The following is a 25720-nucleotide window of genomic DNA, read 5'->3' as shown; positions in this document are numbered from 1 at the left end:
AGCGGAGTTTTTGCTCTCTTCATTTATGTGTCCCCAATTTTATTCTGACCATAAGAGTCGGGATTTAATTGGAATCTGACCCCATTTAAAATGTTTGGCATTCTTTGTGCATCGCAATATCCTTCTCTTCCCTGCGAAAAACTGAAGGAGTGCGCCATGACGACGGCTGCCGAGATCGAACATCTCCAACAACACGGTCTGTATTCCGGTGCCGACGAGCACGATGCCTGCGGCGTCGGCTTCGTCGCGCACATCAAGGGCGAAAAGAGCCATGCCATCGTGCTGCAGGGCCTGAAGATCCTCGAGAACCTCGACCATCGCGGCGCAGTGGGCGCTGACAAGCTGATGGGCGATGGCGCCGGCATCCTGATCCAGCTGCCCGACCGCCTCTACCGCGAAGAAATGGCCAAGCAGGGCGTGGCGCTGCCCCCGCCGGGCGAATACGGCGTCGGCATGATCTTCCTGCCCAAGGAACATGCCTCGCGCGAAGCCTGCGAGCAGGAAATGGAACGCGCCATCAAGGCCGAAGGCCAGGTGCTGCTGGGCTGGCGCGACGTGCCGGTGAACCGCGACATGCCGATGTCGCCCACCGTGCGCGCCAAGGAACCGCTGCTGCGCCAGGTGTTCATCGGCCGCGGCAACGACGTGATCGTGCAGGACGCGCTGGAACGCAAGCTCTACGTGATCCGCAAGACCGCCAGCGCCAACATCCAGCGCCTGAAGCTCAAGCACAGCAAGGAATACTACGTTCCCAGCATGTCGAGCCGCACCGTGGTCTACAAGGGCCTGCTGCTCGCCGACCAGGTCGGCACCTACTACCTGGACCTGCAGGACAAGCGCTGCGTCTCGGCCCTGGGCCTGGTGCACCAGCGCTTCTCGACCAACACCTTCCCCGAGTGGCCGCTGGCCCACCCGTACCGCTACGTCGCCCACAACGGCGAAATCAACACGGTCAAGGGCAACTACAACTGGATGAAGGCGCGCGAAGGCGTCATGTCCTCGCCCGTGCTGGGCGCCGACCTGCAGAAGCTCTACCCCATCAGCTTTGCCGGCCAGTCCGACACCGCCACCTTCGACAACTGCCTCGAGCTGCTGACGATGGCCGGCTACCCCATCAGCCAGGCCGTGATGATGATGATTCCCGAGCCCTGGGAACAGCACGCCACCATGGACCCGCGCCGCCGCGCGTTCTACGAATACCACGCCGCGATGCTGGAGCCGTGGGACGGCCCGGCCTCCATCGTGTTCACCGACGGCCGCCAGATCGGCGCCACGCTCGACCGCAACGGCCTGCGGCCTTCCCGCTACTGCGTGACCGACGACGACCTGGTCATCATGGCCTCGGAGTCGGGCGTGCTGCCCGTGCCCGAGCAGAAGATCGTGCGCAAGTGGCGCCTGCAGCCCGGCAAGATGTTCCTGATCGACCTGGAGCAGGGCCGCATGATCGACGACGAGGAGGTCAAGGCCACCCTCGCCAACAGCAAGCCCTACAAGCAGTGGATCGAGAACCTGCGCATCAAGCTGGACAGCGTCGAGGCCGAGCCGGTGCCCGCGCCGCTCTCGCAGGTCGCGCTGCTCGACCGCCAGCAGGCCTTCGGCTACACCCAGGAAGACATCAAGTTCCTGATGAGCCCGATGGCGCAGGCCGGTGAAGAAGGCATCGGCTCCATGGGCAACGACAGCCCGCTGGCCGTGCTCTCCAGCAAGAACAAGCCGCTCTACAACTACTTCAAGCAGCTGTTCGCGCAAGTGACCAACCCGCCGATCGACCCGATCCGCGAGGCCATCGTGATGTCGCTGGTGTCCTTCATCGGCCCCAAGCCCAACCTGCTGGACATCAACCAGGTCAACCCGCCGATGCGGCTCGAGGTGAGCCAGCCGATCCTCGACTTCGCCGACATGGCCAAGCTGCGCGACATCGGCACCTACACGCAGGGCAAGTTCAAGAGCTACGTGCTCGACATCACCTACCCGCTCGCCTGGGGCTACGAGGGCGTCGAAGCCAAGCTCGCGTCGCTGTGCGCCGAAGCGGTGGATGCCATCAAGGGCGGCCACAACATCCTGATCGTGAGCGACCGCGGCGTGAGCCCGACGCAGGTGGCGATTCCCGCCGTGCTGGCGCTGTCCGCCGTCCACCAGTACCTGGTCCGTGAAGGCCTGCGCACCACCGCCGGCCTGGTGGTGGAAACCGGTTCGGCGCGCGAAGTGCATCACTTCGGCGTGCTGGCAGGCTACGGCGCCGAAGCCGTGCACCCCTACCTCGCGATGGAAACGCTGGCCGCCATGCACGCCGACCTGCCGGGCGACATGAGCGCGGAGAAGGCGGTCTACAACTACGTCAAGGCGATCGGCAAGGGCCTGTCCAAGATCATGTCGAAGATGGGTGTCAGCACCTACATGAGCTACTGCGGCGCGCAGCTCTTCGAAGCCATCGGCCTCAACACCGAGACGGTCAACAAATACTTCACCGGCACCGCGAGCCGCGTCGAGGGCATCGGCGTGTTCGAGATCGCCGAGGAAGCCATCCGCATGCACAAGGCCGCGTTCGGCGACGACCCGGTGCTCTCCAACATGCTCGACGCCGGCGGCGAATACGCCTGGCGCACGCGCGGCGAAGAGCACATGTGGACGCCCGACGCCATCGCCAAGCTGCAGCACAGCACGCGCGCCAACAACTGGAACACCTACAAGGAATACGCGCAGCTCATCAACGACCAGAACCGCCGCCATCTCACGCTGCGCGGCCTGTTCGAATTCAAGCTGGATCCGGCCAAGGCTATTCCGGTGGACGAGGTCGAGCCCGCCAGCGAGATCGTCAAGCGCTTTGCCACGGGCGCGATGTCGCTCGGCTCGATCAGCACCGAGGCGCACTCCACGCTCGCCATTGCCATGAACCGCATCGGCGGCAAGAGCAACACGGGCGAGGGCGGCGAAGACCCGGCGCGCTACCGCAACGAGCTCAAGGGCATCCCGATCAAGCAGGGCGACACGCTCAAGAGCGTGATCGGCGCGGCCAACGTCGAGGTCGACCTGCCCCTGAAGGACGGCGACTCGCTGCGTTCGCGCATCAAGCAGGTGGCGTCGGGGCGCTTCGGCGTCACGGCCGAGTACCTGCATTCGGCTGACCAGATCCAGATCAAGATGGCGCAGGGCGCCAAGCCGGGCGAAGGCGGCCAGCTGCCGGGCGGCAAGGTCACCGAGTACATCGGCAAGCAGCGCTACGCGGTGCCGGGCGTGGGCCTGATCTCGCCGCCGCCGCACCACGACATCTACTCGATCGAAGACCTCGCGCAGCTGATCCACGACCTGAAGAACGCCGCGCCGCACGCGAGCATCAGCGTCAAGCTGGTGAGCGAGATCGGCGTGGGCACCATCGCGGCCGGCGTGGCCAAGTGCAAGAGCGACCACGTGGTGATCGCGGGCCATGACGGCGGCACGGGCGCATCGCCCTGGTCGTCGATCAAGCACGCGGGCAGCCCGTGGGAAATTGGCCTGGCAGAAACCCAGCAGACGCTGGTGCTCAACCGCCTGCGCAGCCGCATCCGCGTGCAGGCCGACGGCCAGATGAAGACCGGCCGCGACGTCGCCATCGGCGCGCTGCTGGGTGCCGACGAGTTCGGCTTTGCCACGGCCCCGCTGGTGGTCGAGGGCTGCATCATGATGCGCAAGTGCCACCTGAACACCTGCCCGGTGGGCGTGGCCACGCAAGACCCGGTGCTGCGCAAGAAGTTCTCGGGCAAGCCCGAGCACGTCGTCAACTACTTCTTCTTCGTGGCCGAGGAAGTGCGCCAGATCATGGCCCAGCTGGGCATCCGCAAGTTCGACGACCTGATCGGCCGCGCCGACCTGCTCGACATGCGCAAGGGCATCGAGCACTGGAAGGCTTCGGGCCTGGACTTCAGCCGCCTGTTCGCGCTGCCGATCGTGCCGGCCGAGGTGCCGCGCTTCCACGTCGAGAACCAGGACCACGGCCTGGAGCGTGCGCTCGACGTCAAGCTCATCGAGAAGTCGCGCCCGGCCATCGAGCGCGGCGAGAAGGTGCAGTTCATCGAGGTGGCGCGCAACGTCAACCGCTCGGTGGGCGCCATGCTGTCGGGTGCGCTGACCAAGGCGCATCCGCAGGGCCTGCCCGACGACTCGATCCGCATCCAGCTCGAAGGCACGGGCGGCCAGTCGTTCGGCGCGTTCCTGGCGCGCGGCATCACGCTCTACCTGATCGGCGATGCCAACGACTACACCGGCAAGGGCCTGTCGGGCGGCCGCGTGGTGGTGCGCCCGAGCCTCGACTTCCGCGGCGAAGCGGTGCGCAACACCATCGTGGGCAACACCGCGCTCTACGGCGCGACCACCGGCGAAGCCTACCTCTGCGGCGTGGCCGGCGAGCGCTTTGCCGTGCGCCTCTCGGGTGCCACGGCCGTGGTCGAAGGCACGGGCGACCATGGCTGCGAATACATGACGGGCGGCACGGTCGCGGTGCTCGGCAAGACGGGCCGCAACTTCGCGGCCGGCATGAGCGGCGGCGTAGCCTTCGTCTACGACGAGGACGGCCAGTTCGCCACGCGCTGCAACCTTTCGATGGTGTCGCTCGACAAGGTGCTGACCTCGGCCGAGCAGACCGCGAGCATGCACCGCAAGGTCTGGCACGGCGGCGAGACCGACGAGGCCCAGCTCAAGAAGCTGCTCGAGGAGCACCACCGCTGGACCGGCAGCAAGCGCGCGCGCGAACTGCTCGACAACTGGGCCGTGTCGCGCACCAAGTTCGTCAAGGTGTTCCCGAACGAGTACAAGCGCGCGCTGGCCGAGCTGCACGACCGCAAGGTCGAACTCACGAGCAGTGGCAACAACGCGCACATGGGCCTGGAGCCGCACGCGCTGGCTGCCGCGCCGCAGGCCACCCCGGCTGCGGCCTGAGCGGCAACGAAAACGAAGAACAGAGGAAAGCACGATGGGAAAGATCACCGGCTTCATGGAGCATGAGCGCATCGAAGAGGGCTACAAGCCTGCCTCCGAGCGCGTCAAGCACTACAAGGAATTCGTCGTCGGCCTGGATGCCGAGCAAGCCAAGGTCCAGGGCGCGCGCTGCATGGACTGCGGCACGCCGTTCTGCAACAGCGGCTGCCCGGTCAACAACATCATTCCGGACTTCAACGACCTCGTGTACCGCAACGACTGGCAGAACGCCTTCGCGGTGCTCGACTCGACCAACAACTTCCCGGAATTCACCGGCCGCATCTGCCCCGCGCCCTGCGAGGCGGCCTGCGTGCTCAACGTGAACGACGACCCGGTCGGCATCAAGTCGCTGGAGCACGCGATCATCGACCGCGCCTGGGACGAAGGCTGGGTGGCGCCGCGCGTCGCCAAGCACAAGACCGGCAAGAAGGTGGCCGTGGTGGGTTCGGGCCCGGCCGGCATGGCGGCGGCGCAGCAGCTCGCGCGCGCCGGCCACGATGTGACGCTGTTCGAGAAGAACGACCGCATCGGCGGCCTGCTGCGCTACGGCATCCCCGACTTCAAGATGGAGAAGACCCACATCGACCGCCGCGTCGAGCAGATGAAGGCCGAGGGCGTGAGCTTCCGCACCGGCGTGATGGTCGGCGCCGCGAAGGATCCGCTCGGCAAGGGCTCCAAGGTCACCAATCTGGCCAAGGAAACCGTCACGCCCGAGCAGCTGCAGAAAGACTTCGACGCCGTGGTGCTCACGGGCGGCGCCGAGCAGTCGCGCGACCTGCCGGTGCCGGGCCGCGACCTCGACGGCATTCATTTTGCGATGGAGTTCCTGCCGCAGCAGAACCGCGTCAACGCGGGCGACAAGGTCAAGGGCCAGCTGCGCGCCGACGGCAAGCACGTGATCGTGATCGGCGGCGGCGACACCGGCTCCGACTGCGTGGGCACCAGCAACCGCCATGGCGCGGCCAGCGTCACGCAGTTCGAACTGATGCCGCAGCCGCCCGAGGAAGAAAACCGCCCGCTGACCTGGCCCTACTGGCCGATCAAGCTGCGCACCAGCTCCAGCCATGAAGAGGGCTGCGAGCGCGAGTTCGCCATCTCCACCAAGGAATTCATCGGCGAAAAAGGCAAGGTCACGGGCCTGAAGACCGTGCGCGTCGAGTGGAAAGACGGCCGCATGCAGGAAGTGGCCGGCAGCGAGCAGATCCTCAAGGCCGACCTCGTGCTGCTGGCGATGGGCTTCGTGAGCCCCGTGGCCACCGTGCTGGACGCCTTCGGTGTCGAAAAGGACGCACGCGGCAATGCCAAGGCGACGGTCGATTTCATCGGCGGCTATGCCACCAACGTGCCGAAGGTGTTTGCGGCGGGCGACATCCGCCGCGGCCAGTCGCTGGTGGTCTGGGCCATTCGCGAAGGGCGCCAGGCTGCGCGCTCGGTGGATGAATTCCTGATGGGATTCAGCGACTTGCCGCGCTGATTTTTGTTTCAGTTTTGCGGGGCCGGCCACGGCCCCGCTATCATTCGCGGAAACCGCATGCCGGGATGCCTGAGAAGGTGCCCGGCTTTTTTATTGAGATGGAATCAGCCGCACCCCTGCCACACCCCTTTGTAGAGTTCCGCGACGTTGCGTTCGGCTATGGTGCGCGCGCGATCCTCGGCGGTGTGTCGTTTGCCGTGCCGCGCGGCAAGGTGACGGCGCTGATGGGCGCCTCGGGCGGCGGCAAGACCACCGTGCTGCGGCTCATCGGCGGCCAGCAGCGGGCGCAGCGCGGCGAGGTGCTTTTCGACGGCCAGGACGTCGGCAAGCTCGATGCCGCCGGGCTGTACAAGGCGCGGCGGCGCATGGGCATGCTGTTCCAGTTCGGTGCGCTGTTCACCGACATGAGCGTGTTCGACAACGTCGCGTTTCCGCTGCGCGAGCACACGCAGCTCTCGGAAGCGCTGGTGCGCGACATCGTGCTCATGAAGCTCGACGCAGTCGGCCTGCGCGGTGCGCGCGACCTGATGCCGAGCGAAGTGTCCGGCGGCATGGCGCGGCGCGTGGCTCTTGCGCGCGCCATTGCGCTCGACCCCGACCTCGTGATGTACGACGAACCCTTTGCCGGCCTCGACCCGATTTCCCTCGGCACGGCCGCGCGGCTGATCCGCCAGCTCAACGACACGCTGGGGCTGACCAGCATCGTCGTGTCGCATGACCTCGAGGAAACCTTCCGCATTGCCGACCACGTGATCATCCTGGCCAACGGCGGCATCGCCGCGCAAGGCACGCCTGAAGAAGTGCGGGGGAGCGCCGATCCCCTGGTGCACCAGTTCGTCAATGCACTGCCCGACGGGCCGGTGCATTTTCACTATCCCGTGGCCGGCATCGAGGAAGATTTCGGCAATGAAGGGGGACGGGCATGAGCGCAGCGCTGGGCCGCCCCGAGCAAGCGAAGGCCCCCTCGGGGGGCAGCGAGGACACGAAGTGCCGAGCGAGGGGGCAGGCATGAGCTGGTGGAAGCCCGCCGACATCGGCTTTGCGGTTCGCAGCAAGCTGGCCGACCTGGGCTACGGCGCCAAGCTGTTCCTGCGCCTGCTGGTGCAGGGGGCACGAAGCTTGCAGCGCTTCGGCCTGGTGCGCGACCAGATCCATTTTCTCGGCAACTATTCGCTGGCCATCATTGCGGTGTCGGGGCTTTTCGTCGGCTTCGTGCTGGGCCTGCAGATGTACTACGCGCTGCAGCGCTACGGTTCTTCCGAGGCGCTCGGCCTGCTGGTGGCGCTGAGCCTGGTGCGCGAGCTCGGGCCGGTGGTGGCGGCCCTGCTGTTCACGGGGCGCGCCGGTACTTCGCTCACCGCGGAGATCGGCCTCATGAAGGCCGGCGAGCAGCTCAGCGCCATGGAGATGATGGCGGTCGACCCGGTGCAGCGCATTCTTGCGCCGCGCTTCTGGGCCGGCGTGATCACGATGCCGCTGCTGGCGGCCGTGTTCAGCGCGGTCGGCATCATGGGCGGCTATGTGGTGGGCGTGCTGATGCTGGGTGTGGACCCGGGCGCGTTCTGGGGCCAGATGCAGGGCGGCGTCGACGTCTGGCGCGACGTGGGCAACGGCGTGATCAAGAGCATCGTGTTCGGCTTCACCGTGACCTTCATCGCACTGCTGCAGGGCTACGAGGCCCAGCCCACGCCCGAAGGCGTGTCGCGCGCGACCACGCGCACCGTGGTGATGGCGTCGCTTTCGGTGCTCGGGCTCGACTTCCTGCTCACCGCCATGATGTTCAGTATTTGAAGGAGCCCCGGCTCCAATCGTTCTAGAGAGTGCAAACCATGCAACGTTCCAACAACGACATCTGGGTCGGCCTGTTCGTGCTGATCGGCGGCGCGGCGCTGCTGTTCCTCGCGCTGCAGTCGGCCAACCTGCTGAGCCTGAATTTCCAGAAGACCTACAACGTCACCGCGCGTTTCGACAACATCGGCGGGCTCAAGCCGCAAACGGCGGTCAAGAGCGCGGGCGTGGTGGTCGGCCGCGTGGAGTCCATCTCGTTCGACGACAAGTCTTTTCAGGCCAGCGTCACACTGGCATTGCAAAACCGTTACAGTTTTCCCAAGGACAGTTCGCTCAAGATCCTGACCAGTGGCCTGCTCGGCGAGCAGTACATCGGGATCGAGGCGGGCGCCGAGGAGAAGAACCTGCAAGCCGGCGACACCGTCACCTCGACCCAATCGGCCGTGGTGCTGGAAAACCTGATCAGCCAGTTCCTCTACAGCAAGGCGGCCGAAGGAAATACTTCGACGCCGGGAACAGCCAACAAGAAATGAAAACAGCCCTTTCCCCGTCTTTTGCTATCAGTAAGATAGCAAACCATGCCCGCTGGGCCAGTGTTGCCGTCGCCCTTGCGCTCATTGCAGGCTGCGCGAGCGGGCCCCACGCCAATCCGGCCGACCCTTTCGAGCCGTTCAACCGGGGCGTCACGCGCTTCAACGACACGGTCGACGAGGCCGTGCTCGTGCCCGTGGCCACCGCCTACCAGCGTGTGCTGCCCTCGATGGTGCGCACCGGGGTGGGCAATTTCTTCGGCAACCTGGGCGATGTCTGGAGCTTCGTCAACAGCGTGGCCCAGCTCAAGCTGCAGAACAGCGCCGAGACCTTCATGCGGGTCAACGTCAACACCTTCTTCGGCCTGGGCGGCTTGCTGGACATTGCCACCGAGGCGGGCATCGACCGCCACGAGGAAGACTTCGGCCAGACGCTCGGCCGCTGGGGCGTGGGCGCCGGTCCGTACGTGGTGCTGCCGGTGTTCGGCCCGTCGACCCTGCGCGACACGGCCGCCTTGCCGGTCGACCGTGCCGGCAGCGTGCTCGGCAACATGAACGACGTGGCCTGGCGCAATTCGCTGTCGTTCGTGGAAGCCGTCGATACGCGGGCGAAGTACCTGCGCGCCGGCCGCCTGCTCGACGATGCGGCACTCGACAAGTACACCTTCACGCGCGACGCCTTCCTGCAGCACCGCCGCAACGACGTCTACGACGGCAACCCCCCTGACGACGAGGGCGGGAAATAAAGCACAAAAAGGTGCGGATAGAGGCTTTTCGCGGACGGACGGGCGGTTTTCCTGCTTGCATCCGGTTTCAAGGCTTCACCTGCGCTTCAGGAACCCGGTCGGCCGGGGGCCTGTCGAACACGTTCTTTCCGGCAGGCGCAGCTTCCATTGCGCCTTCTGGATTTTCAACTTGAGGGAATTGCCATGAACAACAAGATCTTGCAACGACGCGGCTTCGGCCGCCTGGTGCTGGCCAGTGCCTTGCTTTTCGGTGCCGCGACGGCTTTCGTGCGCCCGGCCCATGCCGCCGACGAGGCGCCCGATGCGCTCGTCAAGCGCCTGTCGACCGATGTGCTCGAGACCATCAAGGCCGACACCTCCATCAAGGCTGGCGACATCAACAAGATCATGGTGCTGGTCGACAGCAAGATCATGCCCAACGTCAACTTCCAGCGCATGACGGCTTCCGCCGTCGGCCCGGCATGGCGCCAGGCCACGCCCGAGCAGCAGAAGAAGCTGCAGGAAGAATTCAAGACCCTGCTGGTGCGCACCTATGCCGGCGCGCTCGACCAGGTGAGCGACCAGACGGTCACGGTGCGCCCGTTCCGCGGCTCGCCTGAAGACACCGACGTGCTGGTGCGTACCGAGGTCAAGGGCCGCGGCGATCCGGTGCAGCTCGACTACCGGCTCGAGAAAACGCCCGGCCAGGGCGGCGGCTGGAAGGTCTACAACCTCAATGTGCTGGGCGTCTGGCTGGTCGACACCTACCGCACCCAGTTCGCGCAGGAAATCAACGCGCGCGGCATCGACGGCCTGATTGCGGCGCTGGCGGCGCGCAACAAGGGCAACAACGGCAAGAGCTGAGGCCATGCTGGTCCTGCCCTCCAAGCTCACCCACGACGAAGCCCCGGCCTGCATGCGCATGCTGCAGCAGGGGCTGGCGGGGCAGGCCGACACATCCACGGTGGTGGACGCCAGCGCGCTCGCGCATTTCGATTCCTCGGCCTTGGCGGTGCTCCTGGAGTGCCGCCGCGAATCGAGCGCGCTCGGCCGGGGCTTCGCGGTCAAGGGGCTTTCGCCGCGGCTACGCGAACTGGCAGCGCTCTACGGCATTGCGGGGCTGCTGCCGGCGGCGCCCTGACCGCCGGCGGCCCGGCAGCGGCCGCGTCAGGGCATCCGGCCGCCGCCAAGCGGCCTGCGGGGCGGGCCCGTAAAATCGCCGGCTCCCATGCCCGCGATCTCATTCCAATCGGTCTCCAAGACCTACCCTCCCTCCAGACAGCAGCGGGCCCAAGGCAAGCAGGGGCTGCGCGCCGTCGACGAGGTCAGCTTCCAGATCGAGCCGGGCGAGTTCTTCGGCCTGCTCGGGCCCAACGGCGCGGGCAAGACCACGCTCATCAGCATGCTGGCCGGCCTGTCCCGCCCCACGGCCGGCGCCATCAGCGTCCATGGCTTCGACGTGCAGCGCGACTATGCCGAGGCCCGGCGCCAGCTCGGCATCGTGCCTCAGGAGCTGGTGTTCGACCCGTTCTTCAACGTGCGCGAATCGCTGCGCATCCAGTCGGGCTACTTCGGCATCAAGAACAACGAGGCCTGGATCGACGAGCTGCTGCAAAGCCTGGGCCTGGCCGACAAGGCCACGGCCAACATGCGCCAGCTCTCGGGCGGCATGAAGCGCCGGGTGCTGGTGGCGCAGGCGCTGGTGCACAAGCCGCCGGTCATCGTGCTGGACGAGCCCACCGCCGGGGTCGACGTCGAGTTGCGCCAGACGCTCTGGCAGTTCGTCGCCAGGCTCAACAAGGAGGGCAGCACCGTGCTGCTCACCACCCACTACCTCGAAGAGGCCGAGGCGCTGTGCAGCCGCATCGCGATGCTCAAGCTCGGCAAGGTGATCGCCCTGGACCGCACCAGCGAGCTCCTGAAGTCGGCCGCCAGCAACGTGCTGCGCTTCAAGACCGACGCCATGCTGCCCTGGGCCATCGCGCAGCATGCGCGCATCACAGGGCGCATCGTGCAGCTGCCGGCGCAGAACGCCCATGAAGTCGAACAACTGCTGGCCGCGATCCGCGAAGCCGGCGTCGCGGTGGAAGACGTGGAAATGCGCAAGGCCGACCTGGAAGACGTGTTCATCGACCTGATGGCAGGCGAGCAGACGCCGCTGGAGGTGGCGAGATGAGCGCTGCGCCGGGCCGACACAAGCAAGCGAAGCTCCCCCTCGGGGGGACGCGAGGACACGCAGTGCCGAGCAAGGGGGCCCTATGATGGCCGTCACGGGGTGGCGTGCGCTGCTTTACAAGGAAACGCTGCGCTTCTGGAAGGTTGGCTTCCAGACCGTCGGCGCGCCGGTGCTCACCGCGCTGCTCTACCTGATGGTGTTCGGCCACGTGCTCGAAGACCACGTGAAGGTCTACGGCTCGGTCGGCTACACCGCCTTCCTGGTGCCGGGCCTCGTGATGATGAGCGTGCTGCAGAACGCCTTCGCCAACAGCTCGTCGTCGATCATCCAGAGCAAGATCATGGGCAACCTGGTGTTCGTGCTGCTCACGCCGCTGTCGCACTGGGGCTGGTTCTTCGCCTACGTGGGCTCGTCGGTGATCCGCGGGCTGGCCGTGGGGCTCGGCGTGTTCCTGGTCACCATGTTCTTCGCGATGCCGAGCTTCGTTGCGCCGCTCTGGATTCTCGTGTTTGCGCTGCTGGGCTCCGCCATGCTCGGCACCCTGGGGCTCATTGCCGGGCTCTGGGCCGAGAAGTTCGACCAGATGGCGGTGTTCCAGAACTTCCTGATCATGCCCATGACCTTTCTGTCGGGCGTTTTCTATTCGATCGGTTCGCTGCCGCCGTTCTGGCAGGGCGTGAGCCACCTGAACCCGTTCTTCTACATGATCGACGGCTTCCGCTACGGCTTCTTCGGCGTGAGCGACGCCTCGCCCTGGCTCAGCCTGGGCATCGTCGGCGCCGCCTGGCTGGTGGTGAGCGCCATCGCCGTCCACCTGCTGCGCATCGGCTACAAAATCAGAGGCTGAAAAGCCCTTTCCAATTCCCATGACCGCCGAACAACTCCAGGCCCTGATCCAGTCCCACCTTCCCTGCGAGCACATCACGCTCGAAGGCGACGGCCGGCATTGGTATGCCACCATCGTCTCGGCCGAATTCGAGGGCAAGCGCGCGATTCAGCGCCATCAGCGGGTCTACGCGACCCTGGGTGCGAAAATGCATACCGACGAGGTGCATGCGCTCTCAATGAAGACCTACACGCCGGCCGAATGGGCGGCGTTGGAAAAATAACTCTCCGGCCCCCGGGCCCTGATTCGCTGGAAATTCGATGGACAAACTTCTGATTCGCGGCGGGCGCCAGCTCCGCGGCGAGGTACTCATTTCCGGCGCCAAGAACGCAGCCCTGCCGGAACTGTGCGCCGCACTGCTGACCGACCAGCCCGTGACGCTGCACAACGTGCCGCGCCTGCAGGACGTGTCGACCATGCTCAAGCTGGTGCGCAACATGGGCGTTGCGGCCGAGCGCGACGACAACGGCACGGTGCGGCTCGATGCGGGCGACCTCAGCAACCCCGAGGCACCCTACGAACTGGTGAAGACCATGCGTGCCTCCGTGCTGGCGCTGGGCCCGCTGCTCGCGCGCTTCGGCCATGCCAAGGTGTCGCTGCCGGGCGGCTGCGCCATCGGCTCGCGGCCGGTCGACCAGCACATCAAGGGCCTGCAGGCCATGGGCGCCGAGATCGTGGTCGAGCACGGCTACATGATCGCCAGCCTGCCGGCCGGGCGCACCCGCCTGAAGGGCGCGCGCATCCTGACCGACATGGTTACCGTCACGGGCACCGAGAACTTCCTCATGGCCGCCGCGCTGGCCGAGGGCGAGACGCTGCTCGAGAACGCCGCGCAGGAGCCCGAGATCGTCGACCTGGCCGAAATGCTGATCCGCATGGGCGCGAAGATCGAAGGCCACGGCACCAGCCACATCCGCATCCAGGGCGTCGAGAAGCTGCACGGCTGCGAGCACGCCGTGGTGGCCGACCGCATCGAGGCCGGCACCTTCCTGTGCGCCGTTGCGGCCACCGGCGGCGACGTGTTCCTGCGCCACGCGCGGGCCGACCACATGGACGCGGTGATCGACAAGCTGCGCGACGCCGGCTGCACCGTCGCGGCACAGGAGGGCGGCGTGCGCATCAGCTCCAGCGCCCCGGCCTGCGAGCACCTCAAGGCGCAGAGCTTCAGCACCACCGAATACCCCGGTTTCCCGACCGACATGCAGGCCCAGTTCATGGCCCTGAACGTGATCGCGCGCGGCGCCTCGATGGTCACCGAAACCATCTTCGAGAACCGCTTCATGCACGTGAACGAGATGGTGCGCCTGGGCGCCACGATCCACGTCGAGGGCAAGGTGGCGATGGTCGAGGGCGTGCAGCAGCTGTCGGGCGCCACAGTGATGGCGACCGACCTGCGCGCCTCGGCCAGCCTGGTGATCGCCGGCCTCGTGGCCGACGGCGAGACGCTGGTCGACCGCATCTACCACCTGGACCGCGGCTACGACCGCATGGAAGCCAAGCTGCGCGGCCTGGGCGCGGACATCGAACGCATCTCGGGAGCCGCCGCATGATCACCCTCGCGCTCTCGAAGGGCCGCATCTTCGAAGAGACGATGCCGCTGCTGGCCGCCGCCGGCATCGAGGTCACCGAAGACCCCGAAAAATCGCGCAAGCTGATCCTGGCCACCACCCGGCCCGACGTGCGCGTGGTGCTGGTGCGCGCCTCCGATGTGCCCACCTACGTGCAGTACGGCGGCGCCGACCTTGGCGTGACCGGCCTGGACGTGCTGCTGGAAAACGGCAACCAGGGCATGTACCAGCCGCTGGACCTGCGCATCGCGGCCTGCCGACTCAGCGTGGCGGTGCGCGCCGACTACGACTACGCCTCGGCCGTGAAGCAGGGCTCGCGCCTGAGGGTCGCCACCAAGTATGTGGGCCTTGCACGCGAGTTTTTCGCGAGCAAGGGCGTGCACGTCGACCTGATCAAGCTCTACGGCAGCATGGAGCTCGCGCCGCTCACCGGCCTGGCCGACGCCATCGTCGACCTGGTCTCGACCGGCAACACGCTCAAGGCCAATCACCTGGTCGAGGTCGAACGCATCATGGACATCAGCGCGCGCCTCGTGGTCAACCAGGCCGCGCTCAAGCTCAAGCGCGAGCCGATCCGCCGCATCATCGACGCCTTCGCGTCGGCCATTCCCACTGCCTGAACTTCACGCACATGACTCCGAAAGCAGCCCCCGTCCGCCTCTCCACGGCTTCAGCCGGCTTCGACGCTGAATTCAAGGCGCGGCTGCATTGGTCCGCGGATGCCGATGCGGCCATCGAGAAGGTGGTGGCGGACATCCTGGCCGACGTGCAGAGGCGCGGGGACGAGGCGGTGCTGGAGTACACCAATCGCTTCGACAAGCTCGATGCGAAGACGCTGTCCGAGCTGGAGCTAACGCAGGCCGAACTCAAGGCCGCCTTCGAATCATTGCCGGCCACGCAGCGCGATGCGCTCGAAGCCGCCGCTCGCCGCGTGCGCAGCTATCACGAGGCGCAGAAGAAGGCCAGCGGCGAGAGCTGGAGCTATCGCGATGCCGACGGCACGCTGCTCGGCCAGAAGGTTACGCCGCTTGATCGTGTCGGCATCTACGTGCCGGGCGGCAAGGCGGCCTATCCGTCGAGCGTGCTGATGAATGCCATTCCGGCTCACGTGGCCGGCGTGGCCGAAATCATCATGGTGGTTCCGACGCCGGGCGGCGAAAAGAACCAGCTGGTGCTCGCCGCCGCCTACGTGGCAGGCGTCACGCGCGCCTTCACCATCGGCGGCGCGCAGGCCGTGGCCGCGCTGGCCTACGGCACCGCCACCATCCCCGCGGTCGACAAGATCACCGGCCCCGGCAACGCCTACGTGGCCGCCGCCAAGCGCCGCGTGTTCGGCACCGTGGGCATCGACATGATCGCGGGCCCGAGCGAAATCCTCGTCTTGGCCGACGGCAGCACGCCGCCTGACTGGGTGGCGATGGACCTGTTCAGCCAGGCCGAGCACGACGAGCTCGCGCAAAGCATCCTGCTGTGCCCCGACGCCGCGTACATCGACCGCGTGCAGGCCGAGATCGACCGCCTGCTGCCCGGCATGCCGCGCGCCGAGATCATCGCGGCTTCGCTCAACGGCCGCGGCGCTCTCATCCACACCAAGAGCATGGAAGAGGCCTGCGAGATCAGCAACCGCATCGCGCCGGAGCACCTGGAAGTCAGCAGCAGCGAGCCGCAGCGCTGGGAGCCGCTGCTGCGCCATGCCGGCGCGATCTTCCTGGGCGCCTTCACCAGCGAGAGCCTGGGCGACTACTGCGCGGGCCCCAACCACGTGCTGCCCACGAGCGGCACGGCGCGCTTCTCGAGCCCGCTGGGCGTGTACGACTTCCAGAAGCGCTCGAGCCTCATCGAAGTGAGCGAAGCCGGCGCGCAGGTGCTCGGGCCCATTGCCGTCACGCTGGCCGAAGGCGAAGGCCTGCAGGCGCACGCCGAAGCGGCGCGCATGCGGCTGCGCAGGGCCTGAAGCCCGCCCGCCGCCGGCAGGAGCAAAGCAAGATGGCTCGACGCCGTTCTTTTCATCGTTCGCGCGCGACGGCATGGCTGCTGGCGCTCGCGGCTGCGGGCTCGGCGCAGGCCATGAGCATCCGCGAGCTGCGCACGCTGGAAGCGAGCGAAAAGGACGGCAAGGCCTACGCGAGCTACTACCTCGTCGGCGTGCTCGAAGGCCTGCGCGAAGGCGTGGAGGCCTCGCAGCGCAACGGCCAGAAGCCGATCTTCTGCGTCGAGGGCCGGCGCCTGGAGCCTTCGATGGCACGCTCCCTCTATCAAACCGAGCTGACCCGCAACGCCGACAGCTACGAAGCCGACATGCCCGTTCAGCTGGTCATGGCCGGCGCCCTCAGAAACAGCTACCGCTGCACCCGATGACATCTTCTTCGCCCGCCGCCCGCCCGATCGACCGCATCCGCTCCGACGTGCAGTCCATGCATGCCTATGCGGTGCAGGACGCACGCGGCTTCGTCAAGCTCGACGCCATGGAAAACCCCTTCGGCCTGCCGGCCGCGCTGCAGGCCGAGCTTGGCGCGCGGCTCGGTGCGTTGGCGCTCAACCGCTATCCGGGCGAGCGCGGCGCCGACCTGCAGCGCGCGCTGGCCGCGCATGCGCAGATGCCCGAGGGCTTTTCGCTGATGCTGGGCAACGGCTCCGACGAACTGATCTCGCTGCTCGCCATTGCCTGCGACGTGCCCGGGGCCGCGGTGCTCGCGCCCGTGCCCGGCTTCGTGATGTATGCGATGAGCGCGAAACTGCAGGGCCTGCGCTTCGTCGGCGTGCCGCTCACGGCCGATTTCGAACTCGACGAGGCCGCCATGCTTTCGGCCATCGCACGCGAGAAGCCGGCCATCGTGTACCTGGCCTATCCGAACAACCCCACCGCCAACCTCTGGGACGATGCCGCCATCGAGAAGATCGTGCAGGCCCAGGGCGAGCAGGGCGGGCTGGTGGTGATCGACGAGGCCTACCAGCCCTTTGCCGCCAGGAGCTACATCGACCGCATCGCGCGGCATGGCCATGTGCTGCTGATGCGCACGCTCAGCAAGTTCGGCCTGGCCGGCATCCGCCTGGGCTATCTCATGGGCCCGGCCGCGCTGGTCGCGCAGATCGACAAGGTGCGCCCGCCCTACAACATCAGCGTGCTCAATTGCGAGTGCGCACTGTTCGCGCTCGAGCATGCCGAGGTGTTCGAGGCCCAGGCGCGGCAGATCCGCGACGAGCGCCACCGTCTCATGATGGGGCTGGGCCGCCTGGCGGGCGTGAAGGCCTGGCCGAGCGATGCCAACATGATCCTCGTGCGCGTGCCCGATGCCGCCAAGGCCTTCGAAGGCATGAAGGCGCGCGGGATTCTTGTGAAGAACGTTTCTAAAATGCACGAACTGCTCGCAAACTGCCTGCGCCTCACCGTCGGAACGGCCGACGAGAATGCGCGGATGCTCGCGGCACTCGAAGCCTCACTATGACCACCCCCCAGACTGCCGATCGCACTGCATCGGTCACCCGCAACACCGCCGAGACCAGGATCACCGTCAGCGTCAACCTGGACGGCACGGGCAAGGCCAGGCTCTCCACCGGCATCGGCTTCTTCGACCACATGCTCGACCAGATCGCCCGCCACGGCCTGATCGACCTCGAGATCGATTGCCAGGGCGACCTGCACATCGACGGCCACCACACGGTGGAAGACGTGGGCATCACGCTGGGCCAGGCGGTGGCCAAGGCCGTGGGCGACAAGAAGGGCATCCGCCGCTACGGCCATGCCTACGTGCCGCTGGACGAGGCGCTGAGCCGCGTCGTCATCGACTTCTCGGGCCGGCCCGGCCTGGTGATGCACGTGCCGTTCACGAGCGGCATGATCGGCACCTTCGACAGCCAGCTCACCTACGAATTCTTCCAGGGCTTCGTCAACCACGCCTTCGTCACGCTGCACATCGACAACCTCAAGGGCGTCAATGCGCACCACCAGTGCGAGACCGTGTTCAAGGCCTTTGCGCGCGCGCTGCGCGGCGCGCTCGAACTCGATCCACGCTCCGTGGGCGTCATTCCATCGACCAAGGGTTCGCTCTGAACGTCCTCGCCGCCAAGCTATGAAATCTGTAGCAAATACCGTCGCCGTGGTCGACTACGGCATGGGCAACCTGCGCTCCGTCTCGCAGGCCGTGCAGCATGCGGCCGACCAGGTGGGCGTGCAGGTCTTCGTCACCTCCGACCCCGAGGTGGTGCGCAAGGCCACGCGCGTGGTGCTGCCGGGGCAGGGCGCGATGCCCGACTGCATGCGCGAACTGCGCGACTCCGGCCTGCAGGAGTCGGTGCTCGAGGCCGCGGCGAGCAAGCCGCTCTTCGGCGTGTGCGTGGGCATGCAGATGCTGCTGTCGCGCAGCGACGAGGGCCCGACCGACGGGCTCGGGCTGATTCCGGGCGAGGTCGTCAAGTTCGACCTGGCGGGCCGGCTGCAGCCCGACGGCAGCCGCTTCAAGGTGCCGCAGATGGGCTGGAACCAGGTGCGCCAGGCCCAGCCGCACCCCGTGTGGGCGGGTGTGCCGGACATGAGCTACTTCTATTTCGTGCACAGCTTCTATGCCCGGCCGGCCGACATCCGGCACAGCGTGGGCGAGGCCGATTACGGCGCGTGCTTTACCGCCGCCGTCGCACGCGATAACATTTTTGCCACCCAGTTCCACCCGGAGAAGAGTGCGGACCATGGGTTGCAGCTCTACCGAAATTTCCTCCACTGGAATCCCTGACCTTATATTCCCGCCCGGGCCGAAGCTTCCTCAGCCCGGATTCCGCACACTCGCGTCACTTCCATGCTCCTCATTCCCGCCATTGATCTCAAAGACGGCCACTGCGTTCGCCTCAAGCAGGGCGACATGGACCAGTCCACCATCTTCAGCGAAGACCCCGCCGCCATGGCCCGCAAGTGGGTCGAGGCCGGCGCGCGGCGGCTGCACCTGGTCGACCTGAATGGCGCCTTCGCCGGCAAGCCGCAGAACCACGCGGCCATCAAGGCGATCCTGCGCGAGGTGGGCGACGACATCCCGGTGCAACTGGGCGGCGGCATCCGCGACCTGGACACCATCGAGCGCTACATCGACGACGGCCTGCGCTACGTGATCATCGGCACCGCGGCGGTCAAGAACCCCGGCTTCCTGAAGGATGCCTGCGTGGCCTTCGGCGGCCACATCATCGTGGGGCTCGACGCCAAGGACGGCAAGGTGGCCACCGACGGCTGGAGCAAGCTCACGGGCCACGAGGTGGCCGACCTGGGCAAGAAGTTCGAGGACTACGGCGTCGAATCGATCATCTACACCGACATCGGCCGCGACGGCATGCTCTCGGGCATCAACATCGATGCCACCGTCAAGCTTGCGCAGGCGCTGACCATTCCGGTCATCGCCTCGGGCGGGCTGTCGAACATGGCCGACATCGACCAGCTCTGCGCGGTCGAGTCCGAGGGCGTCGAAGGCGTGATCTGCGGCCGGGCCATCTATTCGGGCGACCTCGACTTCGCCGCCGCGCAGGCCCGCGCGGACGAGCTCGCCGGCGCCTGAGGCCGGCGCCTTCCTCTTCTGTAGCGCGGCGTGCTTTCCGCGCTTGCCATTGCCAACTACCGCTCGCTGCGCCAGCTGACGGTGCCGCTCGGACGGCTCACGGTGGTGACCGGGCCCAACGGCAGCGGCAAGTCCAGCGTCTACCGCGCGATGCGGCTCCTGGCCGAGATTGCCAACGGCGGCGCGATCCGCTCGCTGGTGCGCGAGGGCGGGCTTTCCTCCACCCTGTGGGCCGGTCCCGAGCGCTTCTCGGCCGCCATGCTGCGCGGCGATGCGCCGGTGCAGGGCACCACCCGCAGCGAGCCGGTCGCGTTGAAGCTGGGCTTCGCCGGCACCGAGGCCGATGAGTTCGGCTACGCCATCGACATCGGCCTGCCGCCGCCGATCCCGGCGACGGCCTTCTCGCGCGACCCCGAGATCAAGCACGAAACCATCTGGCACGGCCCCTTGCTGCGCCCCGCGGCGCAGCTGGTCGACCGCAGGGGCGCGGCACTGCGCCTGCGCGAGGGCAAGGGCTGGCAGGCCATCGGCCGGCCGATTCCCGCCTTCGCCAGCATGATGACCGAGTACGCCGATCCCCACGCCGCACCCGAGATGCTCGCGCTGCGCGAGCAGATGCGCTCCTGGCGCTTCTACGACCACTTCCGCTCCGACGCCGATGCGCCCGCGCGCCAGCCGCAGCTCGGCACCCGCACACCGGTGCTCGCCAACGATGGTGCCGACCTGGCCGCCGCGCTGCAGACCATCCGTGAGATCGGCGACGGCGAGGCGCTCGACCGCGCCGTGGACGACGCATTTCCGGGCGCCCGCATCCAGGTGCGGGTGAACGAAGACCGCTTCGAAACGCTGATGCACCAGCACGGCCTGCTGCGGCCGCTGACGGCGGCGGAGCTTTCGGACGGCACCCTGCGCTATCTGCTCTGGATTGCCGCGCTGCTGACGCCCCGGCCGCCGGCGCTCTTGGTGCTCAACGAGCCGGAGACCAGCCTGCATCCCGACTTGCTGCCGGCGCTCGGCCGCCTCGTCGCGCAGGCCGCGCGCGAGTCGCAGGTGATCGTGGTGTCGCATGCCGCGCGGCTGATTGCCGCGCTCGAAGACAGCGGCGAGCTGCAGTCGGTGGTGCTCGAGAAGCGCTTCGGCGAAACCCGCATCGCCAACCTCGACATGAGCGAGATCCCGCGCTGGGAGTGGCCCGTGCGCTGAGGCTGCGGGCTACTCGGCCTTCACCGACATCGTCTGGATGATGGCTTCCAGCTGCGCGCTCATCGGCAGGTCGATGCTTTCCCCGGTGGGCAGCTTGCGCAGGAACCAGCGCTTGTACTGGCGCTCGATTTCGCCGTCCTGCGCCAGCACCTGGAAGGTGTCGTTGATCACCTTGGCCAATTGCGCGTCGCCCTTGCGGTACATGATGCCGTAGGGGTCGTAGGAGAGGTAGTCGCCGACCACCTCGTACTGGGCCTTGGCGGCGTCGCGCGCGATCAGGCCGTAGAGCAGCACGTCGTCGGTGGCAAAGGCGTCGGCCTGGCCGCTTTTCACCAGCCCGAAGGAATCGGCGTGGTCGCGCGCCACCCGCAGGTCGATGCCGAGCCTGAACTTCTGCGACAGCTCGCGCAGCGTCTTCTCGTTGGTGGTGCCCGCGGTGACGGCCACCCGCTTGCCCGCCAGGTCGCGGAACGACTTGATCGGCGAGCCCTTCTTCACCAGCACCTTGGTGCCCGAGACGAAGATGGTGGGCGAGAAGCTCACGCGCTTTTGCCGCTCGAGGTTGCTGGTGGTCGAGCCGCATTCGAGATCGACCGTGCCGCGCTCGACCGCATCGATGCGCGAATCGGAGGTCACCGGCACCCACTTGATCGCGAGGCTCTTGTTCACCGCCTCTTCAATGGCCGTGACCAGTTCCCGGCAGAGCTCGATCGAATAGCCGACAGGCTCCTGGCGTGCATTGAGAAAGGAAAACGGCACCGACGACTCGCGGTAGCCGATGGTGATGGTGCCGCTCTCGCGCACCTTGGCGAGCGTGCCCGTCAAGGTCTCCGGGGCCTGCGGCTGCGCCCTGGCCGGGGTCGCCGCGACCAGCGCAGCGGCCGCCAGCAGGCCGGCAAGAAGAAACGACAGCGCGGCCTTGGCCTTCATGGCGAGCCTCACGCGTGGGCCGGATGGGCGAGGGTGGCCGAGGCTTCGGCGTCGAGCGTCCTCGCATTGGCCGCCGCGTCGCTCTCGGAGAGCAGCTCGCCCTCCCACTTGGCGACCACGGCCGTCGCGATGGAGTTGCCCACCGCGTTGGTGGCCGAGCGCCCCATGTCCAGGAAGGTGTCGACGCCCAGGATCAGCAGCAGGCCGGCTTCCGGAATGTCGAAGTGGTTGAGCGTGGCCGCAATCACCACCAGCGAAGCGCGCGGCACGCCAGCCATGCCCTTGGAGGTGAGCATCAGGATCAGCAGCATCGTGATCTGCGTGCTGATCGGCATGTGGATGTTGTAGGCCTGCGCGATGAACAGCACGGCGAAGGTGCAGTACATCATCGAGCCGTCCAGGTTGAACGAATAGCCCATCGGCATCACGAAGCTCGAGATCTTGCGCTTCACGCCGAAACGGTCGAGCGCCTGCAGGATCTTCGGGTAGGCCGCTTCCGAGCTGGCCGTGGCGAACGACAGCAGGAAGGCTTCCTTGATGAGTGCCAGCAGCTTGAACACGCGCGGGCCCAGGAACGAAAAGCCCGCGAACACCAGCACGCCCCACAGCACGAACAGGCCCAGGTAGAAGTCGCCCATGAAGACCGCGAACTTGAGCAGGATGCCCAGGCCGTTCGTCGCAACCGTGGCGGCCATGGCGGCCATCACCGCGAGCGGCGCCAGCTTCATCACGTAGCCGGTGATCTTGAGCATGGCGTGCGAGAGTTCGTCGATGGCGGCCACCAGCGTCCTGGCCTTGTCGCCGAGCGAGGCGAGCGCCACGCCGAAGAACATCGAGAACACCACGATCTGCAGGATCTCGTTGTTGGCCATGGCCTCGGCAAAGGACTTCGGCACCATGTGGCTCACGAAGTCCTTGAGCGTGAACTTCGCGGTCGCCAGGTTGGCCGAAGCGCCGATGTCCGGCAGCGGAAGGCCCAGGTTCTCGCCGGGCTTCAGCACATTGGCCATGACCAGGCCGATGACCAGCGAGATCAGCGAAGCAGTGAGGAACCAGCCCAGCGACTTGCCGAACACCCGGCCCACCGACTTGGCGTCGCCCATGTGCGCGATGCCCACCACCAGCGTGGAGAACACCAGCGGGCCGATCAGCATCTTGATGAGGCGCAGAAACACGTCCGACACAATCGACACGTAGCCTGCGATCTGCGCCGCGGCCTTCTTGTCGGGAAAGCTCGTGAAGATCATGTAGCCGACAAGGATGCCGAGCACCATGGCGATCAGGATCCAGGCGGCGGCCGGCAGTTTTCTCTTCATAGGTGTCCCTTCGGGGTGTGTGTGGTTCTGGGGCGGGCGCACATCGGCCGGCGCCCTGTTCTTGCGCGGCAGCGAAGGGTATCCAAGAAGGTCCCCTGTACGCAACCGGCGCCGGCGCGGCGGCAATGAAGCCTTAAGTGTCCAATGCCAATTCCGTGCCCGGAACTTCGCTGCCTACAATTCTCCAATGGATATCAGCTCGATCGAGTTCCGCGGCCAGCCCGCGCTTCGTGCCGCCGGCGCCGACGGCGGTGCCTTCACCGTGGCGCTGCACGGGGCGCAGCTGCTTTCCTGGACCACCGCCGATGGGACGGAAAGGCTCTACCTGAGCCCCTCTGCGGTGTTCGACGGACAGGCGGCGATCCGCGGCGGCGTGCCCATCTGCTGCCCCCAGTTCAACCAGCGCGGCATGTTGCCCAAGCATGGATTCATGCGCAATCTGCCTTGGGAAAACCGGGGGATCGACGCCACATCGGGCGAACTGACCCTGCGGCTGCGCGACAGCGAGGCCACGCGCAGGCTCTGGCCGCACGCTTTCGAGGCGCGGCTGCAGATCGGCATGGCTGCGGGCCGGCTGCGCACCGCGCTGACGCTGCTCAATACCGGCCATGGCCCGTTCAGCTTCGCAGCCGCCCTGCACACCTACCTGCGCGTCGACGACATCGCGCAGGTGCGCCTCGAAGGCCTGCAGGGTGCCAACCGCTGGGATTCGCTGCGCGACGACCGCCACGTGGAAACGGCCCCGGCGCTGCATTTCAGTGCCGAGTTCGACAGCGTCTATGCCGCGCCCGCGAAGCCGCTGCGCCTGGTGCAGCCGAGCGGCACGCTCGAGATCGCGCAAAGCGCCAGCTGCAGCGAAACCGTGGTCTGGAACCCCGGCGCCGTGCTCGGTGCGAAACTCGCCGACATGCCCGAAGATGGCTACAGGCACATGCTCTGCGTGGAGGCCGCGCGCATCGACGAGCAGGTGCTGCTCGCGCCCGGCGCCCAATGGCAGGGCTGGCAGCAGCTTCGCGTTTCCTGATTTTTTCCCTTTACGACCGACCATGCTCGCAAAACGCATCATTCCCTGTCTCGACGTCACCGGCGGCCGCGTGGTCAAGGGCGTCAACTTTCTCGAGCTGCGCGACGCCGGCGATCCGGTCGAGATTGCGGCGCGCTACAACGCGCAGGGGGCCGACGAGCTCACTTTCCTGGACATCACGGCCACCAGCGACGGGCGCGACCTGATCCTGCCGATCATCGAGGCGGTGGCCTCGCAGGTCTTCATTCCATTGACCGTGGGCGGCGGCGTGCGCACCGTGGCCGACGTGCGCCGGCTGCTCAACGCGGGCGCCGACAAGACCAGCTTCAATTCGGCGGCCATTGCCGATCCGCAGGTGATCAACGACGCCTCGCAGAAGTACGGTTCGCAATGCATCGTCGTGGCCATCGACGCCAAGCGCCGCAGCCCCGAAGAAGCCGCCACGCGCGGCGCGGGCTGGGACGTGTACAGCCATGGCGGCCGCAAGAACACCGGCCTGGACGCCGTCGAATGGGCAACCGAGATGGTGCGCCGCGGCGCCGGCGAGATCCTGCTCACGAGCATGGACCGGGACGGCACCAAGAGCGGCTTCGACCTTGCGCTCACCCGCGCGGTCAGCGACGCCGTCAACGTGCCGGTCATTGCCTCGGGCGGCGTGGGCAGCCTCGACGACCTGGCCGACGGCATCCAGACCGGCGGCGCCGACGCGGTGCTGGCCGCCAGCATCTTCCACTACGGCGAGCACACGGTCGGCGAGGCGAAAGCCCGCATGGCCGCGCGGGGCATTCCGGTCCGGACCTGATCCGCTTCAGGGCCGCCCGGCGGTGGGACAATACCCGCCATGAATTGGCTTGACGAAGTGAAATGGGACGCGAACGGGCTGGTGCCCGTGATCGCGCAGGAACAGGGCAGCAACGACGTGCTGATGTTCGCCTGGATGAACCGCGAGGCGCTCGAAAAGACCGCCGAGCTCGGGCGCGCCGTGTATTTCAGCCGCTCGCGCAACAAGCTCTGGTTCAAGGGCGAGGAATCGGGCCACGTGCAGACCGTGCACGAGATCCGCCTCGACTGCGACAACGACGTCGTGCTGCTCAAGGTCACCCAGCTCGGCCACGAGCCCGGCATCGCCTGCCACACCGGACGCCACAGCTGCTTCTTCAGCAAATACGAGAAGGGCCAATGGCACGCGGTCGAGCCGGTCTTGAAAGACCCGGAGTCGATCTACAAATGACCGCCACAGTGAACACCTCGGACGCCCTCGCACGCCTGGCTGCGGTCATCGAAAGCCGCCTGCCCGCGCGCGGCGGCGACCCCGACAAGAGCTACGTGGCGCGCCTGCTGCACAAGGGCCCCGATGCCTTCCTCAAGAAGATCGGCGAGGAAGCCACCGAGGTGGTCATGGCCGCCAAGGATGCCGACCATGGCGGCGACCGCACGAAAATAGTGAACGAAGTGGCCGACCTGTGGTTCCACACCATGGTGGCGCTGGCGCACTACGGTTTCTCGCCCGGCGAGGTGATCGCGGAGCTGGAGCGCCGCGAGGGCACCAGCGGCATCGAGGAAAAAGCCCTGCGCAAGGCGCAGGCCCGCGAGGCATCCAACGATTGAAAGGACGT

Annotated in this window: 26 protein-coding genes; 24 read left to right on the top strand and 2 right to left on the bottom strand. The window is 66.8% G+C overall.

Annotated elements, in window-relative coordinates; genetic code table 11:
* Positions 1–156: 156 nt before the first annotated feature.
* The 20 genes from AC1DSC_RS12235 to AC1DSC_RS12140 all read left to right on the top strand — a co-directional run bounded on the left by AC1DSC_RS12235 (position 157) and on the right by AC1DSC_RS12140 (position 20834).
* Positions 157–4911 carry a glutamate synthase-related protein gene (locus AC1DSC_RS12235; RefSeq protein ID WP_062363047.1) on the top strand — a complete coding sequence of 1585 codons (4755 nt, stop codon included), beginning with the start codon at positions 157–159 and terminating at the stop codon, positions 4909–4911.
* 34 nt (positions 4912–4945) lie between these two features.
* Complete coding sequence (locus AC1DSC_RS12230; protein WP_062363044.1) at positions 4946–6424, top strand: glutamate synthase subunit beta; 1479 nt, start codon at positions 4946–4948, stop codon at positions 6422–6424.
* A 65-nt stretch (positions 6425–6489) separates the two neighbouring features.
* Positions 6490–7350 carry an ABC transporter ATP-binding protein gene (locus AC1DSC_RS12225; RefSeq protein ID WP_012746303.1) on the top strand — a complete coding sequence of 287 codons (861 nt, stop codon included), beginning with the start codon at positions 6490–6492 and terminating at the stop codon, positions 7348–7350.
* An 82-nt stretch (positions 7351–7432) separates the two neighbouring features.
* Positions 7433–8215: a lipid asymmetry maintenance ABC transporter permease subunit MlaE gene (mlaE, locus tag AC1DSC_RS12220; protein WP_018906525.1), complete on the top strand. Its 783-nt coding sequence runs from the start codon at positions 7433–7435 to the stop codon at positions 8213–8215.
* Between the two features lie 38 nt (positions 8216–8253).
* On the top strand, positions 8254–8745 hold the full coding sequence (mlaD, locus tag AC1DSC_RS12215; RefSeq protein WP_012746305.1) for an outer membrane lipid asymmetry maintenance protein MlaD: 492 nt from the start codon (positions 8254–8256) through the stop codon (positions 8743–8745).
* Positions 8742–9488, top strand: a complete 747-nt coding sequence (locus tag AC1DSC_RS12210) for an MlaA family lipoprotein (protein ID WP_062363040.1) — start codon at positions 8742–8744, stop codon at positions 9486–9488. The genes mlaD and AC1DSC_RS12210 overlap by 4 nt, the downstream gene beginning before the upstream one ends.
* Positions 9489–9671: 183 nt before the next feature.
* Positions 9672–10331: an MlaC/ttg2D family ABC transporter substrate-binding protein gene (locus tag AC1DSC_RS12205; protein ID WP_012746307.1), complete on the top strand. Its 660-nt coding sequence runs from the start codon at positions 9672–9674 to the stop codon at positions 10329–10331.
* A 4-nt stretch (positions 10332–10335) separates the two neighbouring features.
* Complete coding sequence (locus AC1DSC_RS12200; protein ID WP_012746308.1) at positions 10336–10608, top strand: STAS domain-containing protein; 273 nt, start codon at positions 10336–10338, stop codon at positions 10606–10608.
* Positions 10609–10695: 87 nt separating this feature from the next.
* Positions 10696–11643: an ABC transporter ATP-binding protein gene (locus AC1DSC_RS12195; RefSeq protein ID WP_012746309.1), complete on the top strand. Its 948-nt coding sequence runs from the start codon at positions 10696–10698 to the stop codon at positions 11641–11643.
* Between the two features lie 82 nt (positions 11644–11725).
* Positions 11726–12490, top strand: a complete 765-nt coding sequence (locus AC1DSC_RS12190; protein ID WP_012746310.1) for an ABC transporter permease — start codon at positions 11726–11728, stop codon at positions 12488–12490.
* A 19-nt stretch (positions 12491–12509) separates the two neighbouring features.
* Positions 12510–12752, top strand: coding sequence for a BolA family protein (locus tag AC1DSC_RS12185; RefSeq protein ID WP_012746311.1), 243 nt, complete (start codon positions 12510–12512; stop codon positions 12750–12752).
* Between the two features lie 37 nt (positions 12753–12789).
* Positions 12790–14079 carry a UDP-N-acetylglucosamine 1-carboxyvinyltransferase gene (gene murA / locus AC1DSC_RS12180; protein ID WP_062363038.1) on the top strand — a complete coding sequence of 430 codons (1290 nt, stop codon included), beginning with the start codon at positions 12790–12792 and terminating at the stop codon, positions 14077–14079.
* Positions 14076–14717: an ATP phosphoribosyltransferase gene (gene hisG, locus AC1DSC_RS12175; RefSeq protein WP_012746313.1), complete on the top strand. Its 642-nt coding sequence runs from the start codon at positions 14076–14078 to the stop codon at positions 14715–14717. Before murA ends, hisG begins: the two co-directional genes overlap by 4 nt.
* Positions 14718–14728: 11 nt before the next feature.
* Positions 14729–16051, top strand: a complete 1323-nt coding sequence (gene hisD, locus AC1DSC_RS12170) for a histidinol dehydrogenase (RefSeq protein ID WP_012746314.1) — start codon at positions 14729–14731, stop codon at positions 16049–16051.
* Positions 16052–16083: 32 nt separating this feature from the next.
* Positions 16084–16455, top strand: a complete 372-nt coding sequence (locus tag AC1DSC_RS12165) for a hypothetical protein (RefSeq protein WP_062363035.1) — start codon at positions 16084–16086, stop codon at positions 16453–16455.
* Positions 16452–17543, top strand: coding sequence for a histidinol-phosphate transaminase (gene hisC, locus AC1DSC_RS12160; RefSeq protein WP_018906518.1), 1092 nt, complete (start codon positions 16452–16454; stop codon positions 17541–17543). Before AC1DSC_RS12165 ends, hisC begins: the two co-directional genes overlap by 4 nt.
* Positions 17540–18148 (top strand): imidazoleglycerol-phosphate dehydratase HisB, encoded by a 609-nt coding sequence (gene hisB, locus AC1DSC_RS12155; protein WP_018906517.1) that lies wholly within the window; start codon positions 17540–17542, stop codon positions 18146–18148. Before hisC ends, hisB begins: the two co-directional genes overlap by 4 nt.
* Before the next feature lie 19 nt (positions 18149–18167).
* Positions 18168–18824 (top strand): imidazole glycerol phosphate synthase subunit HisH, encoded by a 657-nt coding sequence (gene hisH, locus AC1DSC_RS12150; protein ID WP_018906516.1) that lies wholly within the window; start codon positions 18168–18170, stop codon positions 18822–18824.
* A 63-nt stretch (positions 18825–18887) separates the two neighbouring features.
* Positions 18888–19631: a 1-(5-phosphoribosyl)-5-[(5-phosphoribosylamino)methylideneamino]imidazole-4-carboxamide isomerase gene (gene hisA, locus AC1DSC_RS12145; protein ID WP_012746319.1), complete on the top strand. Its 744-nt coding sequence runs from the start codon at positions 18888–18890 to the stop codon at positions 19629–19631.
* 30 nt (positions 19632–19661) lie between these two features.
* Positions 19662–20834 (top strand): AAA family ATPase, encoded by a 1173-nt coding sequence (locus tag AC1DSC_RS12140; protein WP_018906515.1) that lies wholly within the window; start codon positions 19662–19664, stop codon positions 20832–20834.
* 9 nt (positions 20835–20843) lie between these two features.
* Here AC1DSC_RS12140 and AC1DSC_RS12135 read toward each other — a convergent pair whose 3' ends face one another.
* Complete coding sequence (locus tag AC1DSC_RS12135) at positions 20844–21764, bottom strand: amino acid ABC transporter substrate-binding protein (protein ID WP_436035236.1); 921 nt, start codon at positions 21762–21764, stop codon at positions 20844–20846.
* A gap of 8 nt (positions 21765–21772) precedes the next feature.
* Entirely contained in the window at positions 21773–23080 is a 1308-nt protein-coding gene (locus tag AC1DSC_RS12130) for a dicarboxylate/amino acid:cation symporter (protein ID WP_012746322.1), read from the bottom strand.
* A 187-nt stretch (positions 23081–23267) separates the two neighbouring features.
* On the opposite strand from AC1DSC_RS12130, the gene AC1DSC_RS12125 reads away from it, so the two are divergent.
* From AC1DSC_RS12125 to AC1DSC_RS12110, 4 genes are read left to right on the top strand one after another with little or no spacing between them, the layout of a single operon-like run.
* Positions 23268–24104, top strand: coding sequence for a D-hexose-6-phosphate mutarotase (locus tag AC1DSC_RS12125; protein WP_369664273.1), 837 nt, complete (start codon positions 23268–23270; stop codon positions 24102–24104).
* Positions 24105–24126: 22 nt separating this feature from the next.
* The gene (gene hisF, locus AC1DSC_RS12120) at positions 24127–24906 is read left to right on the top strand and encodes an imidazole glycerol phosphate synthase subunit HisF (RefSeq protein ID WP_012746324.1); all 780 of its coding nucleotides are present in this window, start codon (positions 24127–24129) and stop codon (positions 24904–24906) included.
* A 30-nt stretch (positions 24907–24936) separates the two neighbouring features.
* Complete coding sequence (gene hisI / locus AC1DSC_RS12115) at positions 24937–25335, top strand: phosphoribosyl-AMP cyclohydrolase (RefSeq protein ID WP_174545073.1); 399 nt, start codon at positions 24937–24939, stop codon at positions 25333–25335.
* Entirely contained in the window at positions 25332–25712 is a 381-nt protein-coding gene (locus AC1DSC_RS12110) for a phosphoribosyl-ATP diphosphatase (RefSeq protein ID WP_012746326.1), read from the top strand. Before hisI ends, AC1DSC_RS12110 begins: the two co-directional genes overlap by 4 nt.
* Positions 25713–25720 lie beyond the last annotated feature (8 nt).

The organism is Variovorax sp. 01N425 (assembly GCF_056399465.1).
The sequence above is the reverse complement of the archived record's forward strand: the minus strand, read 5'-3'. Positions and strand labels throughout refer to the sequence as shown.

Bases quoted from the DNA above. Each gene is read 5' to 3' on its own strand.
- hisA (WP_012746319.1), top strand. From the start codon at position 18,888: ATGCTCCTCATTCCCGCCATTGATCTCAAAGACGGCCACTGCGTTCGC.
- mlaE (WP_018906525.1), top strand. From the start codon at position 7,433: ATGAGCTGGTGGAAGCCCGCCGACATCGGCTTTGCGGTTCGCAGCAAG.
- hisG (WP_012746313.1), top strand. From the start codon at position 14,076: ATGATCACCCTCGCGCTCTCGAAGGGCCGCATCTTCGAAGAGACGATG.
- AC1DSC_RS12130 (WP_012746322.1), bottom strand. From the start codon at position 23,080: ATGAAGAGAAAACTGCCGGCCGCCGCCTGGATCCTGATCGCCATGGTG.
- AC1DSC_RS12110 (WP_012746326.1), top strand. From the start codon at position 25,332: ATGACCGCCACAGTGAACACCTCGGACGCCCTCGCACGCCTGGCTGCG.
- AC1DSC_RS12190 (WP_012746310.1), top strand. From the start codon at position 11,726: ATGATGGCCGTCACGGGGTGGCGTGCGCTGCTTTACAAGGAAACGCTG.
- AC1DSC_RS12225 (WP_012746303.1), top strand. From the start codon at position 6,490: ATGCCTGAGAAGGTGCCCGGCTTTTTTATTGAGATGGAATCAGCCGCA.
- hisH (WP_018906516.1), top strand. From the start codon at position 18,168: ATGAAATCTGTAGCAAATACCGTCGCCGTGGTCGACTACGGCATGGGC.
- hisB (WP_018906517.1), top strand. From the start codon at position 17,540: ATGACCACCCCCCAGACTGCCGATCGCACTGCATCGGTCACCCGCAAC.
- hisF (WP_012746324.1), top strand. From the start codon at position 24,127: ATGCTCGCAAAACGCATCATTCCCTGTCTCGACGTCACCGGCGGCCGC.
- AC1DSC_RS12210 (WP_062363040.1), top strand. From the start codon at position 8,742: ATGAAAACAGCCCTTTCCCCGTCTTTTGCTATCAGTAAGATAGCAAAC.
- AC1DSC_RS12200 (WP_012746308.1), top strand. From the start codon at position 10,336: ATGCTGGTCCTGCCCTCCAAGCTCACCCACGACGAAGCCCCGGCCTGC.
- AC1DSC_RS12185 (WP_012746311.1), top strand. From the start codon at position 12,510: ATGACCGCCGAACAACTCCAGGCCCTGATCCAGTCCCACCTTCCCTGC.
- mlaD (WP_012746305.1), top strand. From the start codon at position 8,254: ATGCAACGTTCCAACAACGACATCTGGGTCGGCCTGTTCGTGCTGATC.
- AC1DSC_RS12165 (WP_062363035.1), top strand. From the start codon at position 16,084: ATGGCTCGACGCCGTTCTTTTCATCGTTCGCGCGCGACGGCATGGCTG.
- murA (WP_062363038.1), top strand. From the start codon at position 12,790: ATGGACAAACTTCTGATTCGCGGCGGGCGCCAGCTCCGCGGCGAGGTA.
- AC1DSC_RS12135 (WP_436035236.1), bottom strand. From the start codon at position 21,764: ATGAAGGCCAAGGCCGCGCTGTCGTTTCTTCTTGCCGGCCTGCTGGCG.
- AC1DSC_RS12235 (WP_062363047.1), top strand. From the start codon at position 157: ATGACGACGGCTGCCGAGATCGAACATCTCCAACAACACGGTCTGTAT.
- AC1DSC_RS12125 (WP_369664273.1), top strand. From the start codon at position 23,268: ATGGATATCAGCTCGATCGAGTTCCGCGGCCAGCCCGCGCTTCGTGCC.
- AC1DSC_RS12195 (WP_012746309.1), top strand. From the start codon at position 10,696: ATGCCCGCGATCTCATTCCAATCGGTCTCCAAGACCTACCCTCCCTCC.
- hisD (WP_012746314.1), top strand. From the start codon at position 14,729: ATGACTCCGAAAGCAGCCCCCGTCCGCCTCTCCACGGCTTCAGCCGGC.
- AC1DSC_RS12230 (WP_062363044.1), top strand. From the start codon at position 4,946: ATGGGAAAGATCACCGGCTTCATGGAGCATGAGCGCATCGAAGAGGGC.
- AC1DSC_RS12205 (WP_012746307.1), top strand. From the start codon at position 9,672: ATGAACAACAAGATCTTGCAACGACGCGGCTTCGGCCGCCTGGTGCTG.
- hisC (WP_018906518.1), top strand. From the start codon at position 16,452: ATGACATCTTCTTCGCCCGCCGCCCGCCCGATCGACCGCATCCGCTCC.